The organism is Aureliella helgolandensis (assembly GCF_007752135.1).
Taxonomy (GTDB): domain Bacteria; phylum Planctomycetota; class Planctomycetia; order Pirellulales; family Pirellulaceae; genus Aureliella; species Aureliella helgolandensis.
Window position 1 is genome coordinate 1,493,304 of the sequence record NZ_CP036298.1, and the last position, 21,844, is coordinate 1,515,147.

28 protein-coding genes and 2 tRNA genes are annotated in these 21,844 nt (G+C 57.8%); 20 read left to right on the forward strand and 10 right to left on the reverse strand.

The genetic code is table 11. The features are described 5' to 3' along the window. Positions 1-99: 99 nt before the first annotated feature. The gene (locus Q31a_RS05275; RefSeq protein WP_197356239.1) at positions 100-1,533 is read right to left on the reverse strand and encodes a hypothetical protein; all 1,434 of its coding nucleotides are present in this window, start codon (positions 1,531-1,533) and stop codon (positions 100-102) included. A 531-nt stretch (positions 1,534-2,064) separates the two neighbouring features. Beyond that, positions 2,065-2,823, reverse strand: a complete 759-nt coding sequence (locus Q31a_RS05280; RefSeq protein WP_315851648.1) for a protocatechuate 3,4-dioxygenase — start codon at positions 2,821-2,823, stop codon at positions 2,065-2,067. Positions 2,824-3,023: 200 nt separating this feature from the next. Between Q31a_RS05280 and Q31a_RS05285 the strand changes: the two genes are divergently transcribed. Then, positions 3,024-4,334, forward strand: a complete 1,311-nt coding sequence (locus Q31a_RS05285; RefSeq protein ID WP_231691077.1) for a phenylacetate--CoA ligase family protein — start codon at positions 3,024-3,026, stop codon at positions 4,332-4,334. Between the two features lie 21 nt (positions 4,335-4,355). On the opposite strand, the gene Q31a_RS05290 is transcribed toward Q31a_RS05285, so the two are convergent. The 5 genes from Q31a_RS05290 to gndA form a co-directional block, all read right to left on the reverse strand. Next, entirely contained in the window at positions 4,356-4,799 is a 444-nt protein-coding gene (locus Q31a_RS05290) for a hypothetical protein (protein ID WP_145075055.1), read from the reverse strand. A gap of 280 nt (positions 4,800-5,079) precedes the next feature. Continuing rightward, positions 5,080-5,787, reverse strand: a complete 708-nt coding sequence (locus tag Q31a_RS05295; protein ID WP_197356241.1) for an arginyltransferase — start codon at positions 5,785-5,787, stop codon at positions 5,080-5,082. Next, positions 5,775-7,055, reverse strand: a complete 1,281-nt coding sequence (locus Q31a_RS05300; RefSeq protein ID WP_145075061.1) for a beta-ketoacyl-[acyl-carrier-protein] synthase family protein — start codon at positions 7,053-7,055, stop codon at positions 5,775-5,777. Before Q31a_RS05300 ends, Q31a_RS05295 begins: the two co-directional genes overlap by 13 nt. Before the next feature lie 217 nt (positions 7,056-7,272). After that, positions 7,273-8,724 carry a glucose-6-phosphate dehydrogenase gene (gene zwf / locus Q31a_RS05305; RefSeq protein WP_145075064.1) on the reverse strand — a complete coding sequence of 484 codons (1,452 nt, stop codon included), beginning with the start codon at positions 8,722-8,724 and terminating at the stop codon, positions 7,273-7,275. A 189-nt stretch (positions 8,725-8,913) separates the two neighbouring features. Beyond that, positions 8,914-10,395 (reverse strand): NADP-dependent phosphogluconate dehydrogenase, encoded by a 1,482-nt coding sequence (gene gndA, locus Q31a_RS05310; protein ID WP_145075067.1) that lies wholly within the window; start codon positions 10,393-10,395, stop codon positions 8,914-8,916. Between the two features lie 604 nt (positions 10,396-10,999). Here gndA and Q31a_RS05315 point away from each other — a divergent pair. Continuing rightward, a tRNA-Cys gene (locus Q31a_RS05315) sits at positions 11,000-11,071 on the forward strand. Positions 11,072-11,189: 118 nt separating this feature from the next. Here Q31a_RS05315 and Q31a_RS05320 read toward each other — a convergent pair. The 3 genes from Q31a_RS05320 to Q31a_RS05330 all read right to left on the reverse strand — a co-directional run bounded on the left by Q31a_RS05320 (position 11,190) and on the right by Q31a_RS05330 (position 13,486). After that, positions 11,190-12,269 (reverse strand): tyrosine-type recombinase/integrase, encoded by a 1,080-nt coding sequence (locus tag Q31a_RS05320; RefSeq protein ID WP_145075070.1) that lies wholly within the window; start codon positions 12,267-12,269, stop codon positions 11,190-11,192. Beyond that, complete coding sequence (locus tag Q31a_RS05325; RefSeq protein WP_145075074.1) at positions 12,269-12,916, reverse strand: hypothetical protein; 648 nt, start codon at positions 12,914-12,916, stop codon at positions 12,269-12,271. Before Q31a_RS05325 ends, Q31a_RS05320 begins: the two co-directional genes overlap by 1 nt. A 267-nt stretch (positions 12,917-13,183) precedes the next feature. Further along, positions 13,184-13,486, reverse strand: coding sequence for a hypothetical protein (locus tag Q31a_RS05330; protein ID WP_145075077.1), 303 nt, complete (start codon positions 13,484-13,486; stop codon positions 13,184-13,186). A gap of 202 nt (positions 13,487-13,688) precedes the next feature. Between Q31a_RS05330 and Q31a_RS05335 the strand changes: the two genes are divergently transcribed. The 18 genes from Q31a_RS05335 (at position 13,689) to Q31a_RS05415 (ending at position 21,765) form a co-directional block, all read left to right on the forward strand. Next, positions 13,689-14,018 (forward strand): hypothetical protein, encoded by a 330-nt coding sequence (locus Q31a_RS05335; RefSeq protein WP_145075080.1) that lies wholly within the window; start codon positions 13,689-13,691, stop codon positions 14,016-14,018. After that, entirely contained in the window at positions 14,018-14,239 is a 222-nt protein-coding gene (locus tag Q31a_RS05340; protein WP_145075083.1) for a helix-turn-helix domain-containing protein, read from the forward strand. Before Q31a_RS05335 ends, Q31a_RS05340 begins: the two co-directional genes overlap by 1 nt. A gap of 329 nt (positions 14,240-14,568) precedes the next feature. After that, positions 14,569-14,793 carry a carbon storage regulator gene (locus tag Q31a_RS05345; RefSeq protein ID WP_197356242.1) on the forward strand — a complete coding sequence of 75 codons (225 nt, stop codon included), beginning with the start codon at positions 14,569-14,571 and terminating at the stop codon, positions 14,791-14,793. A gap of 61 nt (positions 14,794-14,854) precedes the next feature. Beyond that, a complete protein-coding gene (locus Q31a_RS05350) occupies positions 14,855-15,289 on the forward strand; it encodes a hypothetical protein (RefSeq protein ID WP_145075089.1) in 435 nt (144 codons plus the stop codon). Continuing rightward, entirely contained in the window at positions 15,286-15,663 is a 378-nt protein-coding gene (locus Q31a_RS05355) for a hypothetical protein (RefSeq protein WP_145075092.1), read from the forward strand. The genes Q31a_RS05350 and Q31a_RS05355 overlap by 4 nt, the downstream gene beginning before the upstream one ends. A 2-nt stretch (positions 15,664-15,665) precedes the next feature. Further along, on the forward strand, positions 15,666-15,908 hold the full coding sequence (locus Q31a_RS05360) for a hypothetical protein (RefSeq protein ID WP_145075095.1): 243 nt from the start codon (positions 15,666-15,668) through the stop codon (positions 15,906-15,908). Beyond that, positions 15,905-16,252, forward strand: coding sequence for an Ada3 domain-containing protein (locus Q31a_RS05365; protein WP_145075098.1), 348 nt, complete (start codon positions 15,905-15,907; stop codon positions 16,250-16,252). Before Q31a_RS05360 ends, Q31a_RS05365 begins: the two co-directional genes overlap by 4 nt. 30 nt (positions 16,253-16,282) lie before the next feature. Continuing rightward, a complete protein-coding gene (locus Q31a_RS05370) occupies positions 16,283-16,855 on the forward strand; it encodes an HD domain-containing protein (RefSeq protein ID WP_145075101.1) in 573 nt (190 codons plus the stop codon). Beyond that, positions 16,855-17,196, forward strand: coding sequence for a hypothetical protein (locus tag Q31a_RS05375; protein ID WP_145075103.1), 342 nt, complete (start codon positions 16,855-16,857; stop codon positions 17,194-17,196). The genes Q31a_RS05370 and Q31a_RS05375 overlap by 1 nt, the downstream gene beginning before the upstream one ends. 42 nt (positions 17,197-17,238) lie before the next feature. Then, the gene (locus Q31a_RS05380) at positions 17,239-17,514 is read left to right on the forward strand and encodes a hypothetical protein (protein WP_145075107.1); all 276 of its coding nucleotides are present in this window, start codon (positions 17,239-17,241) and stop codon (positions 17,512-17,514) included. 112 nt (positions 17,515-17,626) lie between these two features. Next, positions 17,627-17,772, forward strand: a tRNA-OTHER gene (locus Q31a_RS29940). Between the two features lie 33 nt (positions 17,773-17,805). Then, entirely contained in the window at positions 17,806-18,027 is a 222-nt protein-coding gene (locus tag Q31a_RS05385) for a hypothetical protein (protein ID WP_145075110.1), read from the forward strand. Positions 18,028-18,040: 13 nt separating this feature from the next. After that, positions 18,041-18,304: a hypothetical protein gene (locus Q31a_RS05390; protein ID WP_145075113.1), complete on the forward strand. Its 264-nt coding sequence runs from the start codon at positions 18,041-18,043 to the stop codon at positions 18,302-18,304. A 51-nt stretch (positions 18,305-18,355) separates the two neighbouring features. Further along, complete coding sequence (locus Q31a_RS05395) at positions 18,356-19,462, forward strand: tyrosine-type recombinase/integrase (RefSeq protein WP_145075116.1); 1,107 nt, start codon at positions 18,356-18,358, stop codon at positions 19,460-19,462. A gap of 120 nt (positions 19,463-19,582) precedes the next feature. Continuing rightward, positions 19,583-19,810: a hypothetical protein gene (locus Q31a_RS05400; protein WP_145075120.1), complete on the forward strand. Its 228-nt coding sequence runs from the start codon at positions 19,583-19,585 to the stop codon at positions 19,808-19,810. A 14-nt stretch (positions 19,811-19,824) separates the two neighbouring features. After that, positions 19,825-20,253, forward strand: a complete 429-nt coding sequence (locus Q31a_RS05405; RefSeq protein WP_145075123.1) for a hypothetical protein — start codon at positions 19,825-19,827, stop codon at positions 20,251-20,253. Between the two features lie 118 nt (positions 20,254-20,371). After that, positions 20,372-21,325, forward strand: a complete 954-nt coding sequence (locus Q31a_RS05410; RefSeq protein ID WP_145075128.1) for a PT domain-containing protein — start codon at positions 20,372-20,374, stop codon at positions 21,323-21,325. Then, entirely contained in the window at positions 21,322-21,765 is a 444-nt protein-coding gene (locus Q31a_RS05415) for a hypothetical protein (RefSeq protein ID WP_145075131.1), read from the forward strand. The genes Q31a_RS05410 and Q31a_RS05415 overlap by 4 nt, the downstream gene beginning before the upstream one ends. Positions 21,766-21,844 lie beyond the last annotated feature (79 nt).

The window sequence follows — 21,844 nt, forward strand, 5'->3', positions numbered from 1 at the left end:
CTGGAAGTGCAGCGTAAGCAACAACCTGTCGCACGGAGATGACCCTGCCGACCCAAGGGCGCTTAAGCGGGTGCGCTTTGGCTGGCTCGAACGCTAACGCTAGATTCCAGTCGAGGGATCCAGCTCGAGTTCTTCCGCGTTATTGCGAGTGTTGAGCGTTGGTGCCTGATCAGCGGGATCGGACGATTTTTCCTCTGCCTCTCCTTCGGGCTCGCGCTCTTTCAGCTCCAGTTTCTTGACCGCATTTCCCGAAGTTTCGGATGGGCTTGGAGGCGTTGTGGACGCATCGGCGGCATCTGCTTCACGCGCCGGACCGTAGCCCAGCACGACTTCAGACGGCGAGCTGGTCGCAGGCATCCAAGCGCTGTTCCCCATACTCAGTGGCACCGCATAGGGGTCAACATAGCTGAGGACAACCGGAGTGCGAATCGTGCGAGGGGTCGTCACGGTGACTTTATAGGCTTCCCAGTGAGGCACCCTGACTCGGACCTGCACTTTATTCGTTACCGATTGAGTCTCGTAGTATTTGACGGGGACTTGCTCCTCGACCGTTTCCAGCTTGTAACTGGTGCGTTGAACCGTCTTGGGGCGAATCATTTCTTGAGCGACCATCTCAGTGCGGTCCACCGGGACCATTTTCTCGACGCGGCGAACTACGGGCCGTTGCGTCGTGTACGGTACTTTGCGAACCTCTTGAACCGCCTCCATGCGCGTCGTGCTCACCGGAACTTGTTGTTGCACCGTCTCGCTTTGCATGCGGGTGATTTGCACTGGTACTTGTGTCTGCTGGACCTGAGGCATCAAGGTCGTTCTGGGGATCGCCACCTGCACGGGATTCGGCTGGTATTGCAGTTGCGAGTATGAGGAGCTGGGAGATGTGTAAGGGACCCATCCCAGGCCGCCACGGCGATACCCGGAGACACCGTTGGGGGAGGTGTTGTAGCCACCCTGCATCCACTTCAGGCCGTAGCGTGTGTCGCCTGGCTGCACATACTGCTGCGCAACATACTGGCCTTGGTCGACCACCGTATTTTCGTAGGTCGTGACCGGTTGGTAGGTCGTGTACTGTTGCGTTTGGTATTGAGTCTCGACAACCGGGCGTTGCACGACGTAGTTCTGGGTTTGGTAGTGCGTTTCGACGACTGGCTTGTAGGTCGTGTACACCTCTTCCCGCTCCGCCGTTTCGGTGACGTACGTGGTTTCGTTGTAGCTCTGGTCGACCCATTCGCGTTTGGTCACCGGCCGCATCACCGTGTAACGCTCTTCGATGGTACTTGTTTCGACGATAGGTTTTTTGACGGTGCGGGTGCGCGTTTCCATCCGTTCGCGAAGCACCGGTCGTTGCGTCACAATTTCTCGCTCTTGCAGCTCATCCCTGTACACAACTCGGTGGCGAGTCTCTTCGTGGGATTCCATCACCGTTTGAGTTTGAACAGAATAAGCTGGTCCACAACACGACTGAGCTGCCGCCCACGAGGGGACCGACATTGTTGCCAGGCTACACAGAATTGAGAAGAATTTGCGTTGTGTCATAGTTTGCAGTATCCGCCGATTGGTCGGGATGGAACTCGGTTTTACGTTTTCTGCATCCATGCATTGGTGCTGCGAACTAAAGGATTCGCAGCTTGCGGCCAGCACGGTGGCTCGCTTGCCTAACAAGCCCACTGACGGCCGCTGTCGCCTATTGTCGCTTCACAGTTGCCGACAATCAAATCTAGTTCACGTGAGCGGGAACCCAAATGTGGCAGAAGTGAATGACCTGCATAGCTTTAGGAAAAATGAAAATTGTTCCATTGCGCTGCAGGTCACTTAGTTTTGCCCTAAGTGGCGTGCCGGCGGTTGTTTACGCATTTATCTTGCCTGGTTAGTTTGACAGGGATAACCGCGAAAACCACTACAACCAGCCCACCTTTTCGGGGAAAAGCTAGTCCTACCGTGTGCAAAGCAGTCTAGGAGTTCAGAAAGGGCCTTGAAAGTTCTTTTAACACCCTGACGCGGGTTGTTAAAAGATTTTGGCAGCTCAAGGCCGGTTGTACCTATTGGGCAAACTGTGGGAGGCGTGGCCTAGCCGCGCCGTGGTCTGGCGAGCCCTCCCCGGATCTTGCCGTCCTCATCTTCATGGGGTGTCTTCCCCAATATCAGGTCAAAATTGGCAACCAATTCGCCAATCTTGGAATCTGCCAACGGTGTAAAGTCGGCCATCACCAACTCGCGCAGCTTGGGCTCCTTGATCTGGCGGAATACTCCGTCGCGCTCGTTCTGCGCATTTCCCTTGATCAGCATTTGGGTGGTGAGCAACCGCTCCCCGTTTTGATTGACTGCAAAGTGAATATGCGGAGTTCGCCCCGGATAGGGAACTGGTTTGATCGTGCGGAAGTAATACCTGCCCTTGGAATCGGTTAGAAAGCGTCCGTAGCCTTGGAAATTGGAATCGTATTTTTCGCGGTTGCTGCTCTTGGAATGCAAGTACGAGCCGTGGTTGTCGCACTGCCAGATCTCGACAAAGGCACCCCGCACCGGCTCGCCACTGGGGCTGAGGATCCGTCCCGATAAATGGGTGATCTCCCCCACCCCGACGTTGATGGAGTCATTGACCAACAAGAGGTCGTTGTCGGTATCTAAGGGCAATTTGTCCGGGTAGAATGGGCCCTCGGTCATGCCCGGCGTACCGGTGAGCTCTTCAGCGAAGGCGCCGCGGGTCGTCAGCAAGGCTGCTCCCAAGGCGGCATACCGCGTAAAGCTTCGTCGCGAAAACGGGCTGAGCATGGTATGCGGTGTGGCCGCCAGTACATCCTGGACAGTTCGAGTACTTCGACTGGTCATGCTTTGAGGTCCTTTGAAGGTAGGGAATCGAATCCGCGGGGAACGCAAAATCAGAAAAGGGGAGCCGTCAGGCGTGACATGCCCCAATGAGGATTACCCGCTCTACCGCTGCCTAGCGTGTTACCGCCTATTGTATAACCGCTAGGCGGTGCCAGAGTATCGAAATTTACCAATACTTCTTCGAGAGTAGAAAATCGGTTGTGAGTAGCGAACCCCACCCCGCAGTTAGGACTTTCCCCTCCTCTCAAGCCGCCATTGCCGACTCTTGGGGATGGGATGAAACGCGCCTTAAGCAATGGCAACTAGACCGCTTCAATGCCCAATTGCGTGAGATTTTGCCTGCCAATGAATTCTATCGCCGCAAGTTCGCTGGCGAATCACTCCAGCTGCAGAGTCTTGACCAGCTCTCGGATCTGCCACTGACCGAAAAATCGGAGTTGGTCAAGAGCTCGCAGGAGAGCCCCGGGGAATTGAGTGCTCACCACACCTATGCCCGCTCGGCCTATTCGCGTCTTCACCGCACCAGTGGCACCACGGGCAGCCCTCTCATGATTCTCGATACGGCGGCGGATTGGCAATGGTGGTCTGATACTTGGCAACATGTGCTCCAAGCCGCTCACGTAACGCCAGAGGACCGTGTCTTCTTGGCTTTTTCTTTCGGTCCCTTCATCGGATTTTGGAGCGCGCATCAGGCGTGCGTGGATCGTGGTGCGACCGTGATTCCCGGCGGTGGCTTGTCCTCGCTGGCGCGGCTTGAGTTTCTGCGGCAGTCGGCGGCTACCGTGGTCCTTTGCACCCCCTCCTACGCTTTGCATTTGGGAGAAGTTGCTAAGGCGGAGAAAGTCGACCTGCAATCGCTGGCGGTCGACCGCATCATTGTGGCTGGGGAAGCGGGCGGCAGTGTGCCAGCGGTCCGCGCCAAGATCGAATCGCTCTGGAACGCTCAGGTGGTTGACCATAGTGGGGCGACTGAGATTGGGCCCTGGGGATTCGGCTGGCCCCAACGTCCCGGGGTGCATTTGATCGAAACCAGTTTTATTGCCGAATTGTTGCCACTGGCTAACGAGCCAGGGAATTCGCAGAGCAATCTCCATGAACTACTGATCACATCGCTCGGACGATGGGGGGCGCCAGTGATTCGCTATCGGACCGGCGACGTGGTTCGCCCCACTCGCCCCGCTGCAGGCCCTTGCCGTTTTCTCTGGCTGGAGGAGGGCGTGGTCGGCCGCGTCGATGATATGGTGACCATCCGTGGCGTGAATATCTTCCCCAGCAGTGTGGATGCCATCGTCCGCGAGGAAACTGAAATCGCAGAGTATCGAGTCCTCGTAAAGCGGGCTGGGCACTTGGACCAGCTAGCACTCGAAATTGAAGCGGATCATGAGGTCCGCGAACGGATTGAAAAATTGTTGACAATTCGGCTGGGCTTGAGGATCCCGGTGCAGTGTGTTGCCATGAATTCATTGCCGCGCAGCGAGGGGAAATCACGGCGTTGGCAGGATGTGCGATAGACGACTCGAATACTGCACTGGCTAGCGGCGGATGCGCTGCGGTAAACGCATTAGGCTGACTCGGTGTTTTTCATCGAGCAGCTTCTTATTGGCGCGTTCGGGATCCGTCTTACTCCATGTCTCGCGGAAGAGTGAGGCGCGAATCTCTCGCTGTATCTTTTCATCGCGATCGTACCACCGCACGACATGATCGCGGCTTCCCGCAAGCTGCGTGGGCAGCCGGCTTTCATCGTTTTCAATCAAGCACCATGCAATCACATGGAATCTGCAGAAATCGGGGGACCATTCATAAAAAATGACCTGGTCATAAGCATGGCGCCCCAGGTCATCGTAGCGGTGGTTTAATTCGATCAAGTCGACCCGCTCCCGGAGTTCACCTCGCGAATAGGGGGCGTGACCGGAAGTTGAGACCAGTAGCGGAAAGACGATACCGCGTAGTAGCGGTAACAAAAGATCGGTAGACATCGACCTGGCCTCCTTGCTCAGCGGCTGAGGGGCAGACAGCCCGATTGGCCGCGGAGCGATAGGCCCACGGCCAGGCTGAAATCGACAGTGCGATAGGCCCGCAGCGTGTTTCGGTTAGTACCCGCTGTGCTCGGAGTCTTGCGTGCAGTGCACGCGGCAAGTGGTGGCCTCAGGTGGATGTCGCTCTCGAGCACATCTCCCAACTACCAAAGATCGCTGGTCGAGCACCAGGGCAGTTAGGCCGAGCTGGGGATTCCGGTGCTAGCGATCTCGCGGGCTGCTAGCTAGCCTGCCACTGGTTTGCGATGCGACGCTCGTGCGGGGCAAACTTGGCCTTGTACCTGAGATGCTCATTGTCCGCAACGTAAAGCCCCAGGTACAGCCAGCGGCGATCGGTGGCTCGGGCTAACTCAATTTGCTTCAGAATGGCGTACGTGCCGAGGCTGTAGCGTGCATAGGCTGGATCAAAAAAGCAATAAACTGCAGACAGGCTGCTATCGCCGACATCCGTGATGGAGATCCCTATCAGGACTTCATCGAGCCATAAGCTGATTTCCAAAATCTCAAAATGGGAATTCAGCAGGAAGGAGCGATAGTCTGAGGCGGTCGATGGAGTCTTGCTGCTGGTCAAATGTCGGCCAACCCGGTGTGCGTCGAACATGCGTATCCGCTGCGCATCGAGTTGAGGTGGACCGATGCGCGTCTCCAGATAGGTGTCCCCCATCTTCTCGGCGCGTCGCTGCGAGCGAGTGGTTTGAAAATGCTCAACCTCCAGTCGCATGGGTTCGCAAGCGGCACAATTGGGGCACTGAGTACGATAGAAAAACCAGCCGGTGCGCCGGTAGCCATGCGCTAGTAGAGTGTCGAGATCCTGGGGATTCAGCCTGCGATTGGAGATGCTCAACGGCATCCGAGCTATCTGCTCGGGGAGGTAGGGGCAAACGTCGGTTTCATCAATGACCGGTTTGAGGAACTCTAATTCAGACACTTGACTATCGCTGCTGAGGCTTGACCGACGGGCGTGAAACTCAGCTTTAATATATAGTTTTTGTCGGTTGTCTGCTCGCTATCGGCCACCGCGACGGGACAGGCCGGGTCTGGCACGGCAAAGCCCAGCGTGGGCAGCGTCTTGCGGTTTCGAACTGCCAGGATGCTTGCAATCAACTCCAGCAGACCGCAGGCGGCACCGGCTGTCCCAAAATAACTGGAGAAGGCGGTAACCGGAACTTCGGGAGCAATGTTTGCAATGGCGGCCGCCTCCTCGCGGTCCAGCGTTTGTTCCGAGTAGCCTTGCGCGGAGACGTGGGCGAGCTGGGTTGGTGAAATATCTGCTTCTTGCATGGCGGCCCGCGCCGCGGAAGCGATGGCCTCGCGACTACCGCTGAAGCGCTGGGTGGGCCGTCCGCACCGCCCGCTCACGCTGCAAACCTCGGCCAGGATCTCTGCGCCACGACGTACGGCGTGACTGCGCCGTTCCAGCACGATGGCCGCCGAACCCTCAGCGGCGGCAATGCCGCGACGCCGCAGGTCAAACGGCATGCAGTGGGGCGCGTCGACCGGTTCCGAGGCATCAAACGGATGCTGGTCGTACAGCTGATGTGCTCGAAAGGAGAGTCGCGTGTCGGAAACACGCGAGCCCATGCCGCCAACGACCATCAAATCGGCCGCTCCACGCGCAATAATATGCGTTGCTTCGGAGAGTGCCAGGAGCCCGCTGACCTCCTCTTGAGCGATGGTGTTGTTCGGCCCCCGCGCATCGATGGCGATGCCGACATGACAGGCTGGCATGTTGGGCAGGTTCTTGAGCATCCACAGTGGGAAGACCTCGCGTGGGAAGATCTCACCCCAAGTCGAAAACTTGACGGGATCGACATCCCCACTAGCACGTGCGGCTGATACCAAGTCTTGCACATCGCCCGGAATCATTTCCGAGCCGTAAATGACTCCCAGTCGGTCGGGATCTGGAGTGAATTCGGAAAGCCCCGCGTCCTCCCACGCAAGATGGGCCGCAGCATAGGCGGTTTGCACCTCCCGGCTCATGACTTTCAACGCTTTCCGAGGCGTGACGAATTGCTTGGCGACAAAATCCTCAATGCGGGCACCGTATACGGTCGTGCGCTGCGCGTCGGTCAATTGGAGGAGCTGCTTGATCGCACATCGCTGTTCGAGCAATCCGCTCTCGAATGCGCTGCGGCCGATGCCGAGCGGAGATACGCAACCCAGCCCAGTTACCACAATGTCGTCTAAACCAACCATCTTTTCGTCGCTATGCGGAATGGGGAAATGACAAGACTGAGAAATCGTTCGAACGGTGGAGGGAATAGGATACGTCAGGCCACGGACCGAGACTCAACGGATCGGAATTCTCCCAATCGTGCGAAGGCGTCGCAGATGGAGCATTCAAACTGCCGCCCGGCAAGCAGAGCAAGGCCCACTTCCAGGCGGTTCTTTCGGGTGAACCCATGAATTTTCACTAACTGATGACCGGGCAAACATCGAACCAGTTGCGTTCGCTGTCCTGCATCCAGTGAGTAGACGCCTCCGGTCCCCAACTTTCAATCGGATAGGAGTTCATCGCGGGAGCGGCTGGACTGCGCCAAGCTGCGATGATGGGATCAATAATGGCCCAGGCCGATTCCACTTCATCGCTCCGTGCAAAGAGACTCGCATCCCCCATCAAAACATCCTGCAGCAAACGCTGGTAAGAGTCGGGCAGCGATGTGCCACCACTGTCGAATCGGAAGTCCAACTCACTTTGCCGCATCGACATATCGGCGTCAGGAACTTTCGACTGGAAGTGGATCTGGATGCCTTCAGCGGGCTGAATCTGAATCACCAAGCGATTGGCTTGTGGAGCGGTGTGCTTGCCTCCACCAAATAGGAGGTGAGGTGGTTCTTTGAATTCAATCACGATCTGAGTCGTGCGACAACTGAGCGCCTTGCCACTGCGCAGGTAAAAGGGGACACCCTGCCATCGCCAATTGTCAATGTGGAGCTTCAGGGCGGCGAAGGTCTCGGTGGGACTGTCGGGAGCCACCCCCACCTCTTTGCGGTAACCCTCATACTGACCTCGCACTCCGCAATCGGCAAAGTCGGCGCCTTTCATCGGACGCACTGCTTTGAGGACTTTCACTTTCTCATCGCGGACCGAATCGGAATTGAATTTGACCGGCGGTTCCATGGCGGTCACCATCATCAATTGGAAGATGTGATTCTGGAACATGTCCCGTAGCACACCCGATCCATCGTAATAGTCCCCTCGGCGGCCAACCACGACTTCCTCGGCGACCGTGATCTGAACGTGGTCAATGTAGTTTCGATTCCACAACGGTTCAAAGATGGAGTTGCCGTACCGCAGCACCATAATGTTTTGGACGGTCTCTTTGCCCAGGTAGTGGTCGATGCGGTACACCTGGTCTTCCCGGAAGACTTTACCGATCGCTTGGTTCAAGTGTCGCGCGGTTTTTAAATCGGTGCCGAATGGCTTTTCGATGACGATGCGTCTGGCACCCGACGAATCGTCGGCCAAGCCGGCTTGGCCCAAGTGTTGAGCGGCCATTTCATACAACTGTGGCATCGTGGCCACGTAGTACACTCGGTCGATGGTTTGGTCACCTTCCAATTGCTCTAACCGATGAGCCAACTTTTCAAAATCAGCCGGCGTTTGAATATCTCCAGAACAATAATGAATGAATTTGGAAAACTCTTTCCAGCTCTGTGCGTCAAAGTCCTTGCCGACGTACTTCGTGGTCGTAGCTGTTAACTGCTCTCGCCACTGCTCGTCGGAATAATCACTCCGAGAAAAACCGACGACACGCGTATCCGCGGGGAGTCGTCCACGCTGGAAAAGGCGATAGAGAGCTGGGATTAACTTGCGACTTGTCAAATCGCCAGATGCTCCAAAGATGACCATCGTATGTGCCATGTCAATTCCTTTTTTGAGGCCACTACCCGCTCAACAGAGGTGGTCTGTTGTGGCCGAACCGCGTGTGCAAAAGTTGAGGCAGCACAACTCAGTTCAGTGTGGCAAGATGCAGTGAGGCAATTGGAAAAAATGAGTAAGGAATCGGCCTCCAGGTGTTTCCTGGAGGCTGAAACTGCAAATCGCCATGGACTAATTGCTAGGTTGCTTACGGAGTTCAAGCCATTCGGAGTGGAATGTGCCTTCTCGGTCGACCCGCTTGTAGGTGTGCGCCCCAAAGTAGTCGCGTTGGGCTTGCAGTAAGTTGGCGGGCAGACGCTCGCGACGGTAGCTGTCGTAGTAGCCCAAGGCGGCAGAGAATGCCGGGGTGGGAACACCCAACTGAGTTGCGGCAATGATTACCGCTCGCCAGGCAGCCTGACTCTCGTCGATGATGTTCTTGAAGAACGGGTAGAGTAGCAGATTCTCCAGCTTGGGCTGCTCGTCAAAGGCTTCCTTGATCCGATCTAGGAACTTGGCCCGAATGATACAGCCACCACGCCATAGCAGGGCGCAGTCGCCATAGTTGAGTCCCCAATCGTGTTCTTCGGAAGCGGCTTGCAACTGCACAAAGCCTTGCGCGTAGCTGCAGATTTTGGAGGCGTAGAGCGCCTTGCGAACCGCTTCCACAAACGCCTTCTTGTCGCCAGCCAATTTGCTGACACCAGCGGCAAATTCAGGATTGTCTCCCGTTTGAGGCCCTTGCAGCACTTTGCTGGCTCGCTGCCTGGCTTCTTTGACTGCGGAAAGCCCGCGGGCGTAGACCGCCGTGGTTACCAGCGTGCTCGGCACCCCGAGGTCCAAAGCCAACTGACTCATCCACTTGCCAGTCCCCTTCGCTCCGGCCACGTCTAGGATCTGGTCGACGAGGTAGCCTTGACCATCGGGTTGATCATCTTTGGCACTGAAGATGTCGCGGGTGATTTCAATCAGATAGCTCTGCAAATCGCCGTTGTTCCAATCTTCGAAAACGTCATACAGCTCGTCGTTGGACAGCCCCCCCACCTCCTTCAGGATTTGGTAGGCTTCGCAAATCAATTGCATGTCTCCGTATTCAATGCCGTTGTGAACCATCTTCACATAGTGTCCGGCACCGCGAGGCCCGACCCACTCGCAGCATGGAATATCGTCGTTCGGGCCAACCTTGGCCGAGATCGCTTGAAAAATGGGCTTGATCAATGGCCATGCCGCTGGACTACCGCCAGGCATCAGGCTCGGCCCCTTGAGGGCTCCCTCTTCTCCACCCGACACGCCCGCACCGACGTACAACAAACCCTTGCTTTCAACGTACTTCGTGCGTCGCTCTGTGTTGGTGTAGTGCTCGTTGCCGCCATCGATGATCACATCGCCTGGCTCCATATGAGGCAGCAGCTGCTCAATCAAGTCGTCCACCGCTTCGCCCGCTTTGACCAGCGTCATTACCAAACGAGGTTTTTTCAGAGAGCCCACAAGCTCTTCGATTGAATGGCAGCCTACAAAGTTCTTCCCTTTGGCACGCCCCTCCATCAACCGGTCTACCTTGTCAGTGGAGCGATTGTAGACCGCAATTCGATTCCCCCGACTCTCTACGTTGAGTGCCAAGTTCTCGCCCATTACGGCCAAGCCAATCAAACCGAAATCACACTTTTCACTCATTGCTATCTCTATCCATTAAACAAAGCTTGGTGGACTTGAAATTCGTAGCCCGTGAACACCTGGGGATAAGAATTTCGGAGGAAGTACTAAACCGGAGGGCAAGTAGAATAGCTTGACACACTGGCGAACGGCAGACGACAACCGCAGTGCGAACGAAGATAAAAGGTCCGCAAGGTGTTGGCAATTGTCATTTGCCGATCGCCCAATGAGGGCGGATTTTGCTTGCTACTGAAAAGTATTTTCCGGATTGCATTCCAGAATGCCGATACATAATAGGGAGCCAGTTTAGGTCAACCTGGCGTTATGGAAACGGGGAGGCAAGCCGTCAATCCCTGAAAGTAAGTAGTTTGCCCCAATTTTCGCCGGTAACTCTCCAAGTTTCTCCTAGAAAGTGTGGAGTGGGCGAGCTGCAAAGTCGATACAACCAGTATTGTCGGCCTTGACGTTGTAATCTCTCCAGATTAGAAACGTGGGTAGCAAGGGCACTGCCACTGCATCCGTTTAATCACCCGCAGAGGACCTCTCCGCTAGCTGAATTTTTTCACTAGGGTGGATTTTCATGCGGAGGACCTCGGGGTAAAGTGCTCGCTAGCAAAATTTCGAAGGCGTCGTAGCCAAGTGGCTAAGGCAGCGGATTGCAAATCCGCCATCGTGGGTTCGACTCCCACCGACGCCTCTCGCTTAAACGCAGGGAAAACGCTGTTTTCCCTGCGTTTTTTCGTGTCTATCGGCAATGCACTCCGTTTGCCGTCTACCCTGCCACTACCTCACCACGACTGCGGGCTGTCACATAATCACTGACATTCCGTGAGCATGTGCTCGAAGTGGGCGACGACGTCTCGCTCCGCTCCGGGCAGTAGGTGACCATAGGTGTCCAGGGTTAGCGTGATGGTGCTGTGACGCATCACGGATTGGATCACCTTGGGGTTAACGTTGCGGATTGCCAACCAGGCGCCGCAGGTGTGACGCAAGGAGTGGAAGTCTAAGACATTGCCGCGAGCGTCCTCGGGCATGAGGAATACTGGGTCGGGCGCAGTGTCACGCGGTAGGCTGTCGATATATGCACTGCGAGCGATAGCCAGATCCGCTCGCAAGAGCTTTGCCAATCGCTGGGAATCGTTGACGATAAATGGTAGCTGTCCGGCCAGCTTGGTCAGTAGGTCGGCTGTGACGTACTGTTTGGCGGGCTGCTTGTTCTTGGTATGCACGGCCGGCAAATAGATATGGTCGTCCGCCAGGTGCTCTGGCTTGAGGTGCATAATCTCTGCAGCGCGAAAGCCGGTTTGGATGGCGGTCTCGTAAAGTAGCGCGTTGGGTGTTTGAGACAGCCACCGCCATTCGGTCGGCAGTAGGAAACGCCGGGAGAGGCGACGATCGGCCGAGAAGTTCGGTTTCTTGGTACCGGCCAGGGGATCGCGATGCAGGACGTTACGCAGGATCGTTAGCCAGCGGCTAAACGACTTGGCGGCCGTGATGTAGTGCCCTTGGGTGCGAAGGGCTAGCGGCTTGCCGGTCTTCTCATCTTTCAGGCGTCGGACGGTCTTCTCGAGCTCGAATTGATTCATGTGTGCCGGCTTTGTCCAGCCAGCTTCGGTGAGGATCCGAGTCACGCGACTGCGAGTCATCGTCAAGTGCTTTGCCCCCGAGTTGCCGAGGTAGTCCAGATATTCGTCGACCAGCTCGGCCAGCGTGACGTCTTGCGAGATGGCGACACCGTGTCGAGCTGCTGCGGCATCCGACTCCCACTGTGCGACGATCCGCTCGGCATCCTGCTTGCGAGTTGTCCCGGTCGTTCGGCGGACGCGTTTGCCGTGTGCGTTGGTGTACTCGCCGTGGTATTTGCCCCCCTTCGTGCGACGGTAGACGGTTCCCATTAGTTTGTCTCAGCATCAATTCGGACGGTGATGTCCAGCGGACTGCTGACCATGACCGACATGCGATAGCCCTGCTCATCGACCCAGCGTTGCGGTAATTGCGTCTCGATCCCCTTGGAAATTTCGTCACTGAACCATGAGGATCGCATGTAGCCTGGGCAGTCCTTCATCAGCAAGCCTGCAATGGCGGATCCGCGATCCCTTAGCTCGATGTCCGCGTTCACTTTGAAAACCGCCATTTGGAATTTGCCGAGAGGGTCGAACGTCCATACTGCTGTGACGGGCAAATCATTGTAAGTCGAGCTAGTCGTCACCGACTTGGCATAGTTATGCTTATGGTGTGCCTGCATTATCGAAAGCCGGCGTTTTTCTCCCGGCGTGAGAGCCGCCTTGTTGAGTAGTTCAGCGTGTTCCGGCGAAAGACCGCTCTCCTCCCAGGTTGGGACACTGTCTGGCTCGGCTGGCGTCTGGGCTCGTGCGTCGCCGGCCAGCTCGACCGCCTGCTTGGCCGAAATATTGCCCGTTCGGATCGCTTCTGCTCCCACGACCAAGACCACAAGAAATCCAATTGCGGAAGCTACCAATAGGCCAATGCGAATGATTTTCTCTTCCTTGACATCATCATCTTTCAGCGTGTCGTTATCCATGGCGAGCGACCTTTGGGATAATGCAAAGAAGGGACCAAAGGTGTCTTTGGCGGATTTACGGTGGCTAGTTCCTCAGAGGTATAGTCTGGTGCCGAGGCGGCGCTAAATTGACTGTACCCCTATCAAGCCCACCAGCCCGAGACCTGGCCCATGTTTCACATTTATATTCTGCGCAATCGCAGCGTTGTGAGGTTTTCGAGTCGTCTATACACACGTCAGCAGGTCTTGCTCGCACTGGAGGAGTTAAGGGACGAGCCCTACACCGCTCTACTCATCACTCCCACGCTTCGATGCGTATTTTGCTTTGTCCTGTTTCACCTGCGCCAGCTCGTCGAATATGGGCTGGAGAATTGCACGCGACCGTTCTGTCGTCGCCGTGCCGGCCGTGGCTTCGATGAAATTCGTTAGGTAATTGAATCCACGCAGGGCGGTTTCGTAATTAGACGCCTGGACACTATCTGCACCACTCTCTTCCAGTCGCCGCACGGCCTCTTCGCCGGCAGCAACCAGCGCAGTCATTGCCTCATTTAGGGCTCGGTATTGTGTCAGTGATACGCGTTTTTCTGTCATGCCTGCATGGTAGTGCAAAAAAAATCTTAAATCAATAAGTCCCTATCTCACCAGGACTTAGAGTACAGTGCTTATTAAATCGTGCTTAAAAACTGTTGACGTGCACGATCGTGCACGATACTTTCTCTTATGCACAGGTGACGGAGAGGATCGCTCGGACGCTTTCATTTGCAGGACGCGACCCTTCTTTCGGAAACAAACCATGTTTGAAGTATTGGTGTACGAAGTGCGCAGAACAGCCAAAGTTGAAAAACGCATTAGGGAGCGAGTAGCGATTAACCGCTGCCTGCATATTGACGACAGCGACGGCCGGCATGTTGAGTGCGACCAACCGATGGTCTCGCTCGGTCTGTGTCTCCAGCACGTCAATGAGCACAACCACATAGTGCGTGGCCTACCGACCAAAGCGGCCAAGATGCGGTTTCGCGCTGAATCCATTCGCAATGGTCAGGCACTAGAGAGTTTCGAACTGCGCCGGTTACGACGCATTCTTAAATCCCGATTTCTCCGCGTGGCGGACGAGGTGGCGTAATGAGTGGAGAGCGGTGGCCGGCTTTGTTGAGTCTGCAGGATGCGGCGGAGTATCTGGGGGTTTCGACTCAGACCGTCGGGCGGCTCAAGGCCCGTGGAGCGATTCGCTCGGTGGTGGTCAATGGGACGACGCTGATCCGGTACCGCCGCAGCGACCTGGATTTGTACATCGAACGGTTGCCCGAGGGTGATGGGGCGTGCCCAAACCCGGCATTGGCTTAGCCGGCAATTGGTGAATCAGATCTCGCACTTGTAATGCCTCGACGAGTGCGGGTGATGTCTGGAGCGTGGGGTGGGACCGGCAAGGGAGTGCGGGCCGGGACTGCAGGTGAGTTTGGATAAGAGCAGCCGCCGGGTCGGGAAAGCGAACTCTCGGACCCTGTGAATCCTCCACTCTCCCGCCACACGCTCTAGTTTTTTTGAACCGTACCGAGGGGCAAACCGACCAACAGTGCGACCCATCAACAGTGCGACCCATCAACAGTGCGGCCGAGCACGGAGCTCGAGCCGCGATCATGGACGACGTGTTTTTTCACAAAGGAAACCCACGGATGCTAGTTCTCTCACGATGCACCTCCCAGCAGATCACTCTGACCGTTCCCCCCAGCACCACTGCGACCGAGATCAAGGTCCAGGTGGTCGAAGTCCGCGGCAACCGTACTCGGCTCGGCCTGATGGCGGCCCGCTCGGTCCGGATCTTGCGCGACGAACTTCTGCCGCATTCGCCGACTGCACAGAACGCCACAGCCGCCCCGGCCAGCAATGCGGATCGCTAACAATCCTTACTGCACTGCACTGCACTGCACCCATCCCAACCAACTATGCGAGGGCCCGAACATGACTGCGACAGCAACAGCACCAGCAACAGCGACACGTGGAACGCAACGCATCCGCCGGCAATCTGCCGACCCGGTATCTACGACGATTCTCCCAGAGCCGGATCGCGTGCCGGATCATGAGCCGGCTGGGTTGCTGGAGAGCTGTTGGGCCGATCTGACATCGCGACAACGGGTTGGGTTTGCGACCGATCTGGAACTACTGGCCGGATCGGTGCCTCGTTCCTACGGTTCTGGCTATTTCCCCTGGAGCTCGGTTGCGGACCTGTGGCCGCTGCTGCCGGAGTTGGTGCGGCGGCACATGCTGTCGCGCATTCTTCGCGAGTCGGTTGACAGTGTGCTAGCCAGCCGAGTGGCTCGTGTCAGTGCTCAGACGGAGGCGGCTCGCCTGGCGACTCTGCAACTCGCGGTGGAAGAGTGCGAGGTGGCACAGTGACTGACCCCGAGCAAAACCAGCCAGATCCAAACAAGCCAGAGCGATACGATCCGGCCAATGCGCCCGAGGCAGTGCGCTTGTCGCCAGAGTTCGAAGATTTCCGCCGCGATTTGCTGCGTGCGTGGGACGTCTTGCCAATGCGGGGACGTCGCGAGTATCTGCAAGATGTGCAGATGGCCAGCGGCATGCCCAAGCCGGATGTTCTGTGGGCTTGGCAAACGAGCGACCTGGCTCCGGCCGTACTGTCCGACATGGTCCTGGAGCGATGGCCGCATATTGCCTGCGCCGCGACACGTCGGTCGATGTTGCTGCGATTGTGGAGCGAGCACGATCGGGCCCGCACCCGCGGTCGAACTAACAAGGGGAGCAGATAGCCATGAGTGCCATTGTGCAAGAAACGCGGGCGGTCCGCTCCCACGGTCTCCCTGGCATGGATCTCGAAATCTGTGAGCAATGCAGACGCTCGCCGGCAACCCGCCTGCTGTCGGTTGAGCGTCCCTCTGATGCAATTGTGAGGCAGTGCGATGGGACACCTCTGCCACGCCTCGCGCAGCGATTGATGGTCTGCGAGGCGTGTTGCCGGTCGATCCTCTGGGGATCGTCGGGAGGTTTTGAATGAGTTCCAGTACTTCGGCTCGGCCGGTCAAGATCTTGGGGGATTGCGTCTGTGGCGGCAATTCGGACTCTCCGAATTTCGACTGCGAGCGGTGCAAGCTGGTGTATTGCATTGTCCGGGCGGCAGAGCTCCGGCGTCTGCAAACCGAATTTGCCACCACCGACAACCACAACGTCGCCCGCCAGGCGTTGACCGAACTAGCGAAGTGCGAGGAGCGGTTCGATCGCCTCCTGTCGCGATTCGCCCTAACACCGGAGGCCCACCTAACACCGGAAGCCCAGTCGGCTGCCGCCACATCCCTGCTTCCCGGCCAAGACTCCGGCCGGCAGTACTACGACCGCGAATAACCGATCACCCCACACCATCACGGACGAACGATGCAAACTCCTGACACTTTTGGAACGGTTGGCTCCACGATCAAGGTGGCGGCCGGGCATTATGTCGACTTGGTCAACCCCGATCCGGCGACGATCGAACTGCGGACCATCGCCGACGCGCTCAGCAAGCTGTGCCGCTTTGGTGGTCATACCGCCGCGTTCTATTCGGTCGCCGAGCATTCGATGCTCTGTTGCCGATTGGCGACCGACGATGGTTGCTCGGTGGCAGTGCTGCGGGCGGTGTTGTTGCACGATGCCGCCGAGGCGTATTTGGGAGACATCGTTAAACCACTCAAATTGCTATTGCCCGAGTATCACCAGCTCGAGGATCGGATGGAACGGGCGATCATGGAGCGATTCGACGTCGACCTGGTGGGGCATGCCCCTGCGATTCGCGAGTACGACCGGCAGATGCTGAAAGTCGAACGCAAGGCCCTGTTGACCGAGGATGACGAGCCCTGGGCCGATTTCGACACGATCCCCGATCGCCACGTGATCCTGGCGCTGGACACGCCGACCCAGGCCGCCAATCGGTTCGTGGCCGCGGCCCTCAGTGTCGGATTGGAACTGTAATGTGCGATTGCGAAGATTTAGATCCACCAGAGTTTTTCGCGTGCGACATGGTGAAGGCCCGACGGCCGCATCGATGTTGCGAGTGCTTTGCCGTGATCGCCGTGGGCGAAGTCCACCAGTCGGTGCGTGGTAAGTGGGATGGCACGTTCGCTGCCTTCCGTACTTGCCCCCAATGCGTGGCGGCCATGCAGTTGATGCCCCATGCGTGCCGGTTGGTCGGCGAACTGCACAAAGAGATTCGCGACGACGACTACGGGCACATCCCCGAGGCGCTGGCCGTACTCGATCGGCGGTCGGCAAACTGGGGCACCCGCCGCCAGCCGGCTGCAGCGGTTTATTGAGTTTTTGTTTTAGTTTCCCCCCCTGAGTTTGGAGAGTTAGTTATGGCGGCATTTGAGCGGGACGACACGTTGAAGTTGGGTGACAAGGCGAAGGATTTGATTAGCGGGTTTTCTGGGACGATCGTGGCGATCACGGAATGGCTCAACGGATGCCGACGCATCACGATCCAGCCGAGTGCCTTGCACGAGGGCACTCCGGTAGCGTCCAGCACGTTTGATGCGGAGCAAGTGGCGAAAGTCGAAGCGGGGCCGGCCTTGTCGCCCAGTCGCACCGGCGGACCAGCCATCGAACCGGCTCGCCGCAGGGATCCGGTCTAGGTTTACAGCGGTTGGGCTTCAACACTTGTCCCCGTTGATAGCGTTGAGGGACAGCGTGAGTGCCGAACGCCAAGGGTGCATTCTACGCGGGCTACGTGAAAGCCCGCAACAAACAGCGGTGGTGGAATTGGTAGACGTTATTAGTAGGCAAACGGAATTGGAATCATTACCAGGCTAGTGCTGGTGCCGGATCGCAACCGGTGAGTCGCTGGCAAAACTGTCCGGATAGCCATGCAGGTTCAAATCCTGCCCGCTGTGTTTTGGGGGTACTGGTTTGCAACGGAGGTTTCTATGTCGATGGAATCGATCCGGAAAGCACGCGGTGTGCCGGCCAAGCGTGGAATGCGGGTGCACTACAAGTACGGCAAGCGGTTCGGTGTGATTCGATCGACTTGGGCGGGGTACCTGCGAATCCTCCTGGACGGCGACAAATACGCGGGGTGCTATCACCCCACTTGGCAGCTCGATTATCTCGACGATGACGGGCAAGTGATTCATTCAACCGGTGACTAACGAGGGAACGACAATGGTGCATGGACTCGATCAGATCAAGCGGATAAATGATGCGGCGGATGTCTTGCGTGGGCCGTCGCCCATGTCGCACTTGCTGCAGAAGTATCGCACGTTGCACGCGCTGCACATCGCTCTGCACGATGCCCTCGCCGTGCAGGCCAGTTTGCCGATCGCCTTGCACGTCCCCTCCTCGGCGATGCCGTTCTACGATCCCCAGATGCTCGCCGATGCGGTCGAGCGAGCTGGCACCAACATCGATGCTGAACTGCTGGGCTGACACTCCAGCCTCGACCACTGAACACCCATCGTCCGATCCAATAGAAATCTCATGGCATCACTCACTCACGAATCGAACGGGCGGACCGGCTGGCGGCTGCGGGTCTATGATCCGACCGACAGCGACCGTCGGCACTCGGTGTGGTTGGGGGAAATGCCTGCTCGCGAGGCTGAAAAGATCCGGCGGCATGTCGAGGCGGTGGTCGAATCGCAAAAGCTAGCCACGCCCATGCCGGGCGAAACCCTGCGATGGTTGTCCAAGATCGACGATCGGCTGCGGCGCAAGCTGGCTCCATTGCTCGGGGCGGCTCGCACGCTACGCCAGGCGGTGGCCGCGTATCTGCTGGAGGTCGCTCGGCAGCATAAGCGGTCGACGGTCGAGGCCTACGCCGACACGCTGCGGCAATTGTGTGACTCCTTTGGTCACGTGCAAATGCGGGCTCTGTCGGCCGAGGTGCTGGACGATTGGTTGGGCGGTCTCAATACGACCCCCAACACGCGGGCGAAACACGCCAAGCAATTAAAAACATTCCTGCGTTGGGCCCGCCGGCAGCGGTGGGTCGACGATCTAGAGATCCGGTCGAGTTCGGCGATCGGGGTCGGCAAGAAATCATTTATCGAGGTCGGTGCGTTCGATTCGCTGCTGTCCCATTTTCACGATCCCGAGATGCGGGCCGCGTTGGCTCTGGCCAGGTGGACGGGGATGCGGGTACCGAGCGAGCTGCTGACGCTGCAGCGATCGCACATCGATTGGGAATCGCTGCGGATCACGATCGTCGATAGCAAGCGATCCAAACGCGCCGCGCGAGCTCCGCCGGTCTTGCGGGAAACACCGATGTTCCCCGAGCTGGTGCCGCTGCTAGAAGCGGTCTGGCCACTCGGTGAACATCCGACCGATCCCCTGTTGCCCGGTATTGTGGCGATGGGTGGTCGGACCTTTGCGAAGCGGTGTCGGGCCGCTCGCGACTCCCTCGGATTATGTTGGCCCAGACTGTTTACCTCGCTGCGTGCGACGCGCCGAACTGAGTTGATCGCTCGGTTCGATGCCAGCACGGTGAGCGAATGGATTGGGCATTCCCCGGAAGTTTCCCGCCGCAATTATACGGTGGTGGCTGACGAAACGTGGAGGGAGGCAACGGGCGGTTCCAGTCTACCCTAGACGGGACCGGCTAAGCAAATCGCTGCACCATCGGCGGGCCGTGGTCCTGCCGGTGGTCCTACGGGAGGACGCGAAATAGCACGGCTGACGAGCGGCCATTCAGGGAGGTTTTTTGATTCGATGCGATTGGTATTAAACGTAAACACACCGGCCGGCACCTTGCGATTGTCCAAGTCGCGGCCGGTGGCCGATTGGTTGGTCGAATTGCCCGACGGCCGGCAGATGCACTCCCGGGGCAGCAAGGATCACGCGATCGCCCGAGCGGTCGCCCTGATGTCAACCGTCGCCTGTCTACCGTTGCCACCAATTCCTCGCCCGGTAGCTACCTATCAACCAACCCTATTTTGATTCGGAGGCGAACGATGACCACGACCCAAGAAAAGCACTTGCCACCGGGCGAGCGGGATTTTTGGCGGTTGCAAGCGGCGGTAATGACGCGCGGATCGGCGGAGTGGCTGGAGTTGTGCGAGCTGGTGAAGCTGGCCGAATCTTGCGAGGCGACGGCCCATGCGGATCGCACGACCCAGTGGGCTCGAGAGTTCGCGATCCCCTTGATCCGGGAGCTCGGCCGGCGGCTGGATCGGTCGAACCAATCGCCGGCACGTGGTGAAACGATGCGAGTGGTGGAGATTGCCCGCGATCTGCGAGCGGCCCAGCTCCGGGAGCTGCGAGAGAACGAGACGGCGGTGTCGCGGCGGTTGCAGGTCAAGCAGCTCCAGCAGCGGCTCGACGCGGCTCTGGAGAATCAGAGCCAGTTGTCGTTGTTCGGCGATGGGTTCGATGCGCAGTAGCTCGCTGCGCAGTAGCAATGCAGACGCATGAAAAAAACCTTTCCGCACGCGACAGATAATTCGACAGAGATTCGACCGAGACCAGACGAATGGATTACCGCAGGGAGCAGAAATAGCAATGGCCGTGCAACAGGAATTTGATTTTAGCGATCGTGGGTACCGGCGCCGGTTGCTCCAGGATTTCACTTGTCCCGATGTGGTGATTACCGAGGGGACGGCCAGGCCGGTGCGGCGACGGATGAAGGCTCGCGATTTGAAGGCGATCCTACGAGTGATCGAGGACTTTGGCGTCGTTTGCTATGCGTCGATGGCCACGATTGCCGAGAGTGCCGATTGCGATCGCTCGCACGTCAAACGCTGCATTCGCGCCTTGCGAGAGATCGGCCTGTTGGCCGAGATCCGACTGGCCAGCGGGATCGAGTATCGGATTGTCTATTCGGAGATCGCGGCGGCCATTTGTGCTCGCTCACGCCGGAGCGACGTGCCGCGTGCAATTCCGGGGGGGAGCGCTACCGAAAACCCCATTGATAGACCCCACGTTAGACCCAGCGTTAGACCCAGTGATAGACCCAGTGATAGACCCACTGATGGACCCACTGATGGACCCACCGTGGGTCCACAAACAACTGGAACTAAAGAACAAGAAACAACAACAACCGCCAAAACCACCAGGGGGGTGGAATCCTCCGATTCGCCGCAGACCGAACGGATCGTTGTTGTTGTTTCTTCCTTGGGAGTTGGCAGAGCTCGGGAGGCGGTCTCTCGAGCACTCTCCCAGGGGCTGACTCCCGAGGCGATCGAATGTCGCATCGCCGCGTTTCGTGCGTTACCGGCCGAGTCACGGCGTGGCGGCACGTTGTACAACTGGCTCGCGTTGCCGCGATCGTTCGACGGTGCGCAGATCGGCGGTGGGGAGGTGCGACTGCAACTGGCAACGATGAGCGGTGATGATGAGCGGCGACGGGCGGACCTGATCCGCTACGGCCGTGGGCAGGGGTGGACGCATGAGCAATTGCAGATTGCGATCCGCAGATTCGAACACCAGTGTTTGGCAAAGGAGCGATCCGCATGACGATCCAGCTTGAACCGCTCTCACTTGACCAGGTGCAGGCCCAGATCACGCTATTGAGTGTGATTAGCGCGGACATCCAAGAACATCGCGACGCGAGTCTACGCGCCCGTGATGCGGTGCTCGCGGATCCTCAGATTGGGCACAAGCGGAGGGAGCGTGAGCTGCACTACTTGGAAGCGCAACAGTTGACCCTTGCGGGTGTATGCCAAGAGCTGGGTGCGGTGCGACGCATCCTGCAGAATCACCTAGCCTCGCGACACAACAGCGGCGAGCAATCACCCGTGACGTTCGCGGAATTTGAGCGTTGGTGCATCGACTCGCTGCAGTCGTACCGCAACGCCTCGGGCGAGCCTGCATCGCCCGAAGATACGCAGTATTGGCTCGGAGTGTTTCGGGCCCTGTTCGCCAGCTTCCGCAAGTCGCTGGCCCCCACATCGTAGCCCCCCCGTCGTAGCAAGGTCCCCCGGACCGTGTCGCCAGGTAGCATGGCCCCCCGGGCCGTGAATGGACCGTATGACC

Excerpts from the sequence above, each read along its gene's own strand:
- Q31a_RS05375 (WP_145075103.1), top strand. The coding sequence starts at position 16,855 with ATGTGCGATTGCGAAGATTTAGATCCACCAGAGTTTTTCGCGTGCGAC.
- Q31a_RS05330 (WP_145075077.1), bottom strand. The coding sequence starts at position 13,486 with ATGACAGAAAAACGCGTATCACTGACACAATACCGAGCCCTAAATGAG.
- Q31a_RS05400 (WP_145075120.1), top strand. The coding sequence starts at position 19,583 with ATGCGATTGGTATTAAACGTAAACACACCGGCCGGCACCTTGCGATTG.
- Q31a_RS05275 (WP_197356239.1), bottom strand. The coding sequence starts at position 1,533 with ATGACACAACGCAAATTCTTCTCAATTCTGTGTAGCCTGGCAACAATG.
- Q31a_RS05385 (WP_145075110.1), top strand. The coding sequence starts at position 17,806 with ATGTCGATGGAATCGATCCGGAAAGCACGCGGTGTGCCGGCCAAGCGT.
- Q31a_RS05290 (WP_145075055.1), bottom strand. The coding sequence starts at position 4,799 with ATGTCTACCGATCTTTTGTTACCGCTACTACGCGGTATCGTCTTTCCG.
- Q31a_RS05335 (WP_145075080.1), top strand. The coding sequence starts at position 13,689 with ATGTTTGAAGTATTGGTGTACGAAGTGCGCAGAACAGCCAAAGTTGAA.
- Q31a_RS05380 (WP_145075107.1), top strand. The coding sequence starts at position 17,239 with ATGGCGGCATTTGAGCGGGACGACACGTTGAAGTTGGGTGACAAGGCG.
- Q31a_RS05360 (WP_145075095.1), top strand. The coding sequence starts at position 15,666 with ATGAGTGCCATTGTGCAAGAAACGCGGGCGGTCCGCTCCCACGGTCTC.
- Q31a_RS05320 (WP_145075070.1), bottom strand. The coding sequence starts at position 12,269 with ATGGGAACCGTCTACCGTCGCACGAAGGGGGGCAAATACCACGGCGAG.
- Q31a_RS05365 (WP_145075098.1), top strand. The coding sequence starts at position 15,905 with ATGAGTTCCAGTACTTCGGCTCGGCCGGTCAAGATCTTGGGGGATTGC.
- Q31a_RS05300 (WP_145075061.1), bottom strand. The coding sequence starts at position 7,055 with ATGGTTGGTTTAGACGACATTGTGGTAACTGGGCTGGGTTGCGTATCT.
- Q31a_RS05350 (WP_145075089.1), top strand. The coding sequence starts at position 14,855 with ATGACTGCGACAGCAACAGCACCAGCAACAGCGACACGTGGAACGCAA.
- Q31a_RS05280 (WP_315851648.1), bottom strand. The coding sequence starts at position 2,823 with ATGACCAGTCGAAGTACTCGAACTGTCCAGGATGTACTGGCGGCCACA.
- Q31a_RS05405 (WP_145075123.1), top strand. The coding sequence starts at position 19,825 with ATGACCACGACCCAAGAAAAGCACTTGCCACCGGGCGAGCGGGATTTT.
- Q31a_RS05340 (WP_145075083.1), top strand. The coding sequence starts at position 14,018 with ATGAGTGGAGAGCGGTGGCCGGCTTTGTTGAGTCTGCAGGATGCGGCG.
- Q31a_RS05345 (WP_197356242.1), top strand. The coding sequence starts at position 14,569 with ATGCTAGTTCTCTCACGATGCACCTCCCAGCAGATCACTCTGACCGTT.
- Q31a_RS05415 (WP_145075131.1), top strand. The coding sequence starts at position 21,322 with ATGACGATCCAGCTTGAACCGCTCTCACTTGACCAGGTGCAGGCCCAG.
- Q31a_RS05390 (WP_145075113.1), top strand. The coding sequence starts at position 18,041 with ATGGTGCATGGACTCGATCAGATCAAGCGGATAAATGATGCGGCGGAT.
- zwf (WP_145075064.1), bottom strand. The coding sequence starts at position 8,724 with ATGGCACATACGATGGTCATCTTTGGAGCATCTGGCGATTTGACAAGT.
- gndA (WP_145075067.1), bottom strand. The coding sequence starts at position 10,395 with ATGAGTGAAAAGTGTGATTTCGGTTTGATTGGCTTGGCCGTAATGGGC.
- Q31a_RS05410 (WP_145075128.1), top strand. The coding sequence starts at position 20,372 with ATGGCCGTGCAACAGGAATTTGATTTTAGCGATCGTGGGTACCGGCGC.
- Q31a_RS05395 (WP_145075116.1), top strand. The coding sequence starts at position 18,356 with ATGGCATCACTCACTCACGAATCGAACGGGCGGACCGGCTGGCGGCTG.
- Q31a_RS05325 (WP_145075074.1), bottom strand. The coding sequence starts at position 12,916 with ATGGATAACGACACGCTGAAAGATGATGATGTCAAGGAAGAGAAAATC.
- Q31a_RS05370 (WP_145075101.1), top strand. The coding sequence starts at position 16,283 with ATGCAAACTCCTGACACTTTTGGAACGGTTGGCTCCACGATCAAGGTG.